The sequence below is a fragment of the Microbacterium paludicola genome (assembly GCF_039529675.1).
Taxonomy (GTDB): Bacteria; Actinomycetota; Actinomycetes; order Actinomycetales; family Microbacteriaceae; genus Microbacterium; species Microbacterium paludicola.
The window spans coordinates 203773-210190 of sequence record NZ_BAAANG010000035.1; the positions used below are offsets into that span (position 1 = coordinate 203773).

Genomic DNA, 6418 nt, shown 5'->3' on the forward strand with positions numbered 1-6418 from the left:
TAGTTACTCCAATGAGGCAGAACGTCGGAAGGATCAGAGCGACTCGTCGTCGTAGCCGCCGTAGAAGCCGGTGCCGTCGAAGCCGGGCACCGAGTCCTTCAGCGACAGGCCGAGCGAGGTGAGCTTGTCGCGCACCTCGTCCACCGACTTCTGTCCGAAGTTGCGGATGTTCATGAGCTGCGTCTCCGAGAGGGCGACGAGCTCGCTGACCGTGTTGATTCCCTCGCGCTTGAGGCAGTTGTACGAGCGAACCGAGAGGTCGAGGTCCTCGATGGGCATCGACAGCTCGTTCGAGAGGACGGTCTCGACCGGCGCGGGGCCGATCTCGATGCCCTCGGCCTCGACGTTCAGCTCGCGGGCGAGACCGAACAGCTCGACCAGCGTGCGACCGGCCGACGCGACGGCGTCACGCGGGGCGATCGACGGCTTGGACTCGACGTCCAGGACGAGCTTGTCGAAGTCGGTGCGCTCACCGGCACGAGTCGCCTCGACGCGGTAGCTGACCTTCAGGACCGGCGAGTAGATCGAGTCGACCGGGATCTGGCCGGCCTCGGCGTACTCGTTGCGGTTCTGCACGGCCGAGACGTAGCCGCGGCCACGCTCGATCGTGAGCTCGAGCTCGAACTTCGCGGTGTCGTTCAGCGTGGCGATGACGAGCTCGGGGTTGTGCACCTCGACACCGGCCGGAGCCGAGATGTCTGCCGCGGTGACCTCGCCGGCGCCCGTCTTGCGCAGGTACGCGGTGATGGGCTCGTCACGCTCGCTCGAGACGACGAGCTGCTTGATGTTGAGGATGATCTCGGTGACATCCTCCTTCACACCGGGGATGGTGCTGAACTCGTGCAGCACGCCGTCGATGCGGATGCTGGTCACCGCCGCGCCGGGGATCGACGAGAGCAGGCTGCGACGCAGCGCGTTCCCGATGGTGTATCCGAAGCCGGGCTCCAGGGGCTCGACGACGAACCGGCTGCGGAACTCCGAGATCTTCTCCTCGGTGAGGGTGGGACGCTGTGCAATGAGCACTGGTTGTTCCTTTCGATCAAGTGCCCGCTATATGACACTTGCGTGGATGAGGTCTTGAGTTGTTCTCGGACGGACGCGTCGGTCTCCGGGGAGACGCGCGGCCGTGGGACGACGAGACGCCGGGGCGCAGGGCTCGAGGCCGTGCGCCCCGGCGGGGGTCACGTCAGACGCGGCGGCGCTTCGGCGGGCGGCAGCCGTTGTGCGCCTGCGGCGTCACGTCCTGGATCGAACCGACCTCGAGGCCAGCGGCCTGCAGCGAGCGGATCGCGGTCTCGCGGCCCGAGCCCGGGCCCTTCACGAACACGTCGACCTTCTTGACGCCGTGCTCCTGCGCCTGGCGGGCGGCCGACTCCGCGGCCATGCCGGCGGCGTACGGCGTCGACTTGCGCGAGCCCTTGAAGCCCACGCCACCAGCCGAGGTCCAGCTGATGACGGCGCCCGTCGGGTCCGTGATCGAGACGATCGTGTTGTTGAACGTCGACTTGATGTGGGCCTGGCCCACTGCGATGTTCTTCTTCTCCTTGCGGCGCGGCTTGCGCGCAGCGGTCTTGGGTGCAGCCATTGTGTTCTCCTAAACCAATCCGCGCTTAGCGGGCCTTCTTCTTACCGGCGACGGTGCGCTTCGGACCCTTGCGCGTACGCGCGTTGGTCTTGGTGCGCTGACCACGGACCGGCAGGCCGCGGCGGTGACGGAGACCCTCGTAGGAGCCGATCTCGACCTTGCGACGGATGTCGGCGGCGACCTCGCGACGCAGATCACCCTCGACCTTGTAGGTTCCCTCGATGTGGTCACGGAGGGCGACGAGCTGGTCGTCGCTCAGGTCCTTGACCCGGATCTCGGGGCTGATGCCAGTGGCGGCGAGGATCTCGTTCGAACGAGTCCGTCCAACGCCGTAGATGTACGTGAGGGCGATCACCACGCGCTTGTCGCGCGGGATGTCGACGCCGGCAAGACGTGCCATGCGACCTTCTCCTGAGTGTTGTGGAGGTGTGGAGCAGGATCGGTGCCCGGGCCTCCGCCCCGAGGTGTCCCCCGCTTGCGCGGGTTCTGATCCTGCCGTTTCAGATATTCAGTTACTGCGGGTCGTCTCGACTCGGCTGGCGCCTCGCTCGACAACCGGTCCGGTTGCTGAGCGAGCGTCAGCGAGCCGAAGCGACCGGACTCAGCCCTGGCGCTGCTTGTGACGCGGGTTGCTCTTGCAGATGACCATGACGCGGCCGTGGCGACGGATCACCTTGCAGTGGTCGCAGATCGGCTTGACGCTGGGGTTGACCTTCATGATTCTTCTTTCGCTGTCTTCGTACCGTGTCCCGCGGGACACGGCCGTTACTTCTCGACCGGAAGCCGAGCAGAGCGGGTCAGCGGTAGCGGTAGACGATGCGGCCGCGCGTGAGGTCGTAAGGGCTGAGCTCCACGACAACGCGGTCCTCGGGGATGATGCGGATGTAGTTCTGCCGCATCTTTCCGGAGATCGTTGCGAGGACCTTGTGACCGTTGGTCAGCTCCACGCGGAACATCGCGTTGGGGAGCGCCTCGGTGATCACACCCTCGATCTCGATGACACCGTCTTTCTTCGCCATAGACTCGCTTTGCTTGTGCAGGCCGGTCGGTCTGCGGTGAGTGGGATTCGGCGCCCGGATTGCCGATCCGGCGACACGCCGAAATCAGGCGCAAGGCACCAAAGATCTATGTTAGGCGACGCCGGGCGTGTCGGCAACTTCGGCGTGTCGCGGCCGCGGCCGGGTCTGGGCGTTTCGACTCGGTCGCTTCGCTCCCTCGCTCAACGAGCAACGGAGAGAGTGCTGGTTGAGCGAGCGAAGCGAGCGCCGTACTGAGCGAGGAGGGCGGCGCGTCACTGAAGGCGCGGGAGAAGCTCCTGCTCGGCGGGGGCCTGCCAGTTGAGCGTCTCGTCGTTCAGCTCGACGGCAGGGGTGCCGCCGCCGGGAAGCTGGGCGGTGGTCTGCTCGACGAAGTCGGCGTAGGTGCGGTCGGCGATGCAGTCCGCCGCCCCAGTCGATCCGGCACGTTCGGCGAACGAGACGATCTCCTCGTCGGTCAGCCCCTCGGTCGATTCCCTCGGCTGGTTCTCGAACATGAGGTTCATGAACGGGTAGGCGGCGTCGGCGTTGTCCTCGGCCACGCAGTACATCGCGTTCGCCGCACGGGTGGAGTACTCCGTCCCCTGCGAGTACCGATCCAGGATCGCCACCGGGTACACCTCGAGCGTCACCTCGCCCGCGGAGACCTGCTCCGAGATCGTCTCGCCCCAGCTCTCCTCGAGCTGACCGCAGTAGGGGCACATGAAGTCGACCCAGGTCTCGAGCACGTCCGGGCCGTCACCGAGCCGGATGGCGCCGGTCGTGTCGTCGATCGACGCCGACGCCGGCGACTCGGCCGGTGCGGTCGCCGCGTTGTTCATCCAGACGACGATCGCGCCCACCGCGACCATCAGCACGACCACGGCGGCCGAGATCCAGATGGCGAACCAGTTCGTTCCGCTCTTGGCGGCCATGTTGTGCTCCCGTGGTGTCGGTGGTCGCGTCGCTCGGTCGGCGACCGGTGAGTTCAGGCGATCGGCGTCGGCACCACGCCGAAGGGCGCGAGCCCGGCGGCGCCGCCGTCGGGCGCGGTGAGCACCCAGATGCCGTCATTGTGCACCGCGATGCTGTGCTCCCAGTGCGAGCCCATCGAGCCGTCGACCGTGGAGACCGTCCAGTCGTCGTCCTCGACGAAGGTCTCGTCCGATCCGGCGGTCATCATCGGCTCGATGCAGACCGCGAGACCCGGCTTGATCTCGGCGCCGGGGTCGGAGGTGCGGTAGTTGAAGATCGAGGGAGACTCGTGCATCTTGCGGCCGATGCCGTGCCCGACGTACTCGCGCAGGATGCCGGCGGGCTCGCCCGTGTACGACAGGGGGTTCGCCTCGATGTAGCCCTGGATGGCCGCGCCGACCTCGCCGAGGCGCTTCGCCGACGCGAGCGCCGCGATGCCGGCCCACATCGATCCTTCGGTCACGCGAGAGAGCTCCTCGCGCTGCGCGACGACATCCGGGCGATCCGGATCCGGCACGACGACGGTGAGCGCGGAGTCGCCGTTCCAGCCGTCCGGCGTCTCGGCGCCGCAGTCGATCGAGACGATGTCCCCCGGCTGCAGCGGCACGTCCGTCGGGATGCCGTGCACGACCGCGTCGTTGACCGAGGCGCAGATCGTGTGGCGGTACCCGCGCACCAGCTGGAAGTTCGAGTGCGCGCCGCGCTCGGTGATCACGCGGTTCGCCTCGGCGTCGAGCTCGAGGGTGGTCGCGCCGGCGCGGATCAGCGGCCGCACTGCCTCGAGGGCCGCCGCGGTGATGAGGCCGGGCTCGACCATCGCGCGCAGCTGCGCGGGGGTCTTGTAGATCGACTTGCGGAAGATCACGTGCGAGGTCGACCGGATCAGGCCGCGGCCGTGCGGGCGAGGCCGCGCGCCTCGAGGGCGACGACGATCCGCTCGGTGATCTCGTCGAGGGTGCCGACGCCGTCGATCGTGTCGACGATGCCGTTCGAGCGGTACACGGCGAGGATCGGCGCGGTCTCGCGCTCGTAGATGTCGAGGCGGTGCGCGATGGCGGCCTCGGTGTCGTCCGAGCGTCCCTGCTCCTGCGCGCGCAGGGCGATCCGCTTCAGGCTCTCCTCGCGCGGCACGTTCAGCTCGATCACGGCGTCGAGCGCCTCGCCGCGGCCGGTGAGGAACTCGTCGAGCAGCGCCACCTGAGCGACGTTGCGCGGGAAGCCGTCGAGCAGGAAGCCCTCGGCCGCGTCGGGCTGCTCGAGGCGGTCCTTCACGATCGCGAAGGTGACCTCATCCGGCACCAGGTCGCCGGCATCCGTGATCGCCTTCACCTGCAGGCCGAGCTCGGTGCCGTCCTTGATGTTGGCGCGGAAGATGTCGCCGGTCGAGACCACGGGGACCCCGAACGTCTCGGCGATGCGGACTCCCTGCGTGCCCTTGCCCGAGCCCTGCGGTCCGACGATGAGGAGGCGGGTAGACGTCATCGGAGGAGCCCTTCGTAATGGCGCTGCTGCAGCTGCGCGTCGATCTGCTTCACGGTCTCGAGGCCGACACCCACGATGATGAGGATCGAGGCGCCGCCGAACGGGAAGTTCTGGTTGGCACCCACGGTCGCCAGGGCGATCAGCGGGATCAGAGCGATGAGACCGAGGTAGATCGAACCGGGCAGCGTGATGCGCGTCAACACGTAGTCGAGGTACTCCGCCGTCGGGCGTCCGGCGCGGATGCCCGGGATGAAGCCGCCGTACTTCTTCATGTTGTCGGCGACCTCGACGGGGTTGAACGTGATCGCGACGTAGAAGTAGGTGAAGCCGATGATCAGCAGGAAGTAGACCGCCATGTAGAGCGGGTGATCGCCCGTCGTCAGGTACGTCGAAATCCAGGTCACCCACGCCGGCGGGGCCGTGTCGGTGGGCGTGTTGAACTGCGCGATCAGCGCCGGGATGTACAGCAGCGACGAGGCGAAGATGACGGGCACAACGCCGGCCGTGTTCACCTTGATCGGGATGTACGTGTTCGTGCCGCCGTAGGTGCGACGGCCGACCATCCGCTTCGCGTACTGCACCGGGATGCGGCGCTGCGACTGCTCGACGAAGACCACGAGCGCCACGACGACCACGCCGACGGCGAGCACCAGCAGGAAGATCTCGAAGCCGTTGGAGGCCCAGATGGCGCCCATCGCGGCCGGGAACGTGGCGGCGATCGACGTGAAGATCAGCAGCGACATGCCGTTGCCGATGCCGCGCTCGGTGACGAGCTCGGCGAACCACATGATGAGGCCGGTGCCCGCGGTCATCGTGATGATCATGAGCAGCTGCGCCCACCACGCGTCATTGACGAGGAGGGTGTTGCAGTCGGGGATGCTCGGGGCGCCGAACAGCTGACCGGTGCGCGCGACGGTGACCAGCGTCGTCGACTGCAGCAGCGCGAGAGCGATGGTCAGGTAGCGCGTGTACTGCGTGAGCTTGCTCTGGCCCGCCTGGCCCTCCTTGTAGAGGGTCTCGAAGTGCGGGATGACCACGCGCAGCAGCTGCGTGATGATCGTGGCGGTGATGTACGGCATCACTCCGAGCGCGAAGATCGACAGCTGCAGGAGGGCACCGCCGGAGAACAGGTTCACGAGCGACAGGAGCCCGTCGGTGCCCGCGGTCTGATCGATGCAGCTCTGGACGTTCGGGAAGTTCACGAACGGAGCCGGGATGTGGGCGCCGAAGCGGTAAATCGCGATGATCGCGAGGGTGAATCCGATCTTCCGCCGCAGATCAGGCGTGCGGAGGATCCGCGCGATGGCGCTGAACAAGGACGTGCCTCCCGAGTGATGAGCTGGCCCGCCGATGGCGAACC

At 67.2% G+C, this 6418-nt stretch carries 9 protein-coding genes; all 9 read right to left on the minus strand.

Annotation, left to right across the window (positions count from 1 at the left end; translation table 11 throughout):
* Positions 1–33: 33 nt before the first annotated feature.
* Positions 34–1023 (minus strand): DNA-directed RNA polymerase subunit alpha, encoded by a 990-nt coding sequence (locus ABD161_RS14350; protein ID WP_135114760.1) that lies wholly within the window; start codon positions 1021–1023, stop codon positions 34–36.
* A 163-nt stretch (positions 1024–1186) separates the two neighbouring features.
* Entirely contained in the window at positions 1187–1585 is a 399-nt protein-coding gene (gene rpsK, locus ABD161_RS14355) for a 30S ribosomal protein S11 (RefSeq protein ID WP_135114761.1), read from the minus strand.
* Between the two features lie 25 nt (positions 1586–1610).
* Positions 1611–1985 (minus strand): 30S ribosomal protein S13, encoded by a 375-nt coding sequence (rpsM, locus tag ABD161_RS14360; RefSeq protein ID WP_135114762.1) that lies wholly within the window; start codon positions 1983–1985, stop codon positions 1611–1613.
* Between the two features lie 201 nt (positions 1986–2186).
* Positions 2187–2303: a 50S ribosomal protein L36 gene (gene rpmJ, locus ABD161_RS14365; RefSeq protein ID WP_005050492.1), complete on the minus strand. Its 117-nt coding sequence runs from the start codon at positions 2301–2303 to the stop codon at positions 2187–2189.
* Positions 2304–2382: 79 nt separating this feature from the next.
* The gene (infA, locus tag ABD161_RS14370) at positions 2383–2604 is read right to left on the minus strand and encodes a translation initiation factor IF-1 (RefSeq protein WP_055992200.1); all 222 of its coding nucleotides are present in this window, start codon (positions 2602–2604) and stop codon (positions 2383–2385) included.
* A gap of 272 nt (positions 2605–2876) precedes the next feature.
* Positions 2877–3536 (minus strand): DsbA family protein, encoded by a 660-nt coding sequence (locus ABD161_RS14375; RefSeq protein WP_344004394.1) that lies wholly within the window; start codon positions 3534–3536, stop codon positions 2877–2879.
* A gap of 53 nt (positions 3537–3589) precedes the next feature.
* Positions 3590–4441, minus strand: coding sequence for a type I methionyl aminopeptidase (gene map, locus ABD161_RS14380; protein WP_344004397.1), 852 nt, complete (start codon positions 4439–4441; stop codon positions 3590–3592).
* 17 nt (positions 4442–4458) lie between these two features.
* Positions 4459–5058 (minus strand): adenylate kinase, encoded by a 600-nt coding sequence (locus tag ABD161_RS14385; protein WP_344004400.1) that lies wholly within the window; start codon positions 5056–5058, stop codon positions 4459–4461.
* Positions 5055–6374: a preprotein translocase subunit SecY gene (secY, locus tag ABD161_RS14390; protein WP_344004526.1), complete on the minus strand. Its 1320-nt coding sequence runs from the start codon at positions 6372–6374 to the stop codon at positions 5055–5057. The genes ABD161_RS14385 and secY overlap by 4 nt, the downstream gene beginning before the upstream one ends.
* Positions 6375–6418 lie beyond the last annotated feature (44 nt).

Bases quoted from the DNA above. Each gene is read 5' to 3' on its own strand.
- rpsK (WP_135114761.1), bottom strand. From the start codon at position 1,585: ATGGCTGCACCCAAGACCGCTGCGCGCAAGCCGCGCCGCAAGGAGAAG.
- rpsM (WP_135114762.1), bottom strand. From the start codon at position 1,985: ATGGCACGTCTTGCCGGCGTCGACATCCCGCGCGACAAGCGCGTGGTG.
- rpmJ (WP_005050492.1), bottom strand. From the start codon at position 2,303: ATGAAGGTCAACCCCAGCGTCAAGCCGATCTGCGACCACTGCAAGGTG.
- infA (WP_055992200.1), bottom strand. From the start codon at position 2,604: ATGGCGAAGAAAGACGGTGTCATCGAGATCGAGGGTGTGATCACCGAG.
- ABD161_RS14375 (WP_344004394.1), bottom strand. From the start codon at position 3,536: ATGGCCGCCAAGAGCGGAACGAACTGGTTCGCCATCTGGATCTCGGCC.
- ABD161_RS14385 (WP_344004400.1), bottom strand. From the start codon at position 5,058: ATGACGTCTACCCGCCTCCTCATCGTCGGACCGCAGGGCTCGGGCAAG.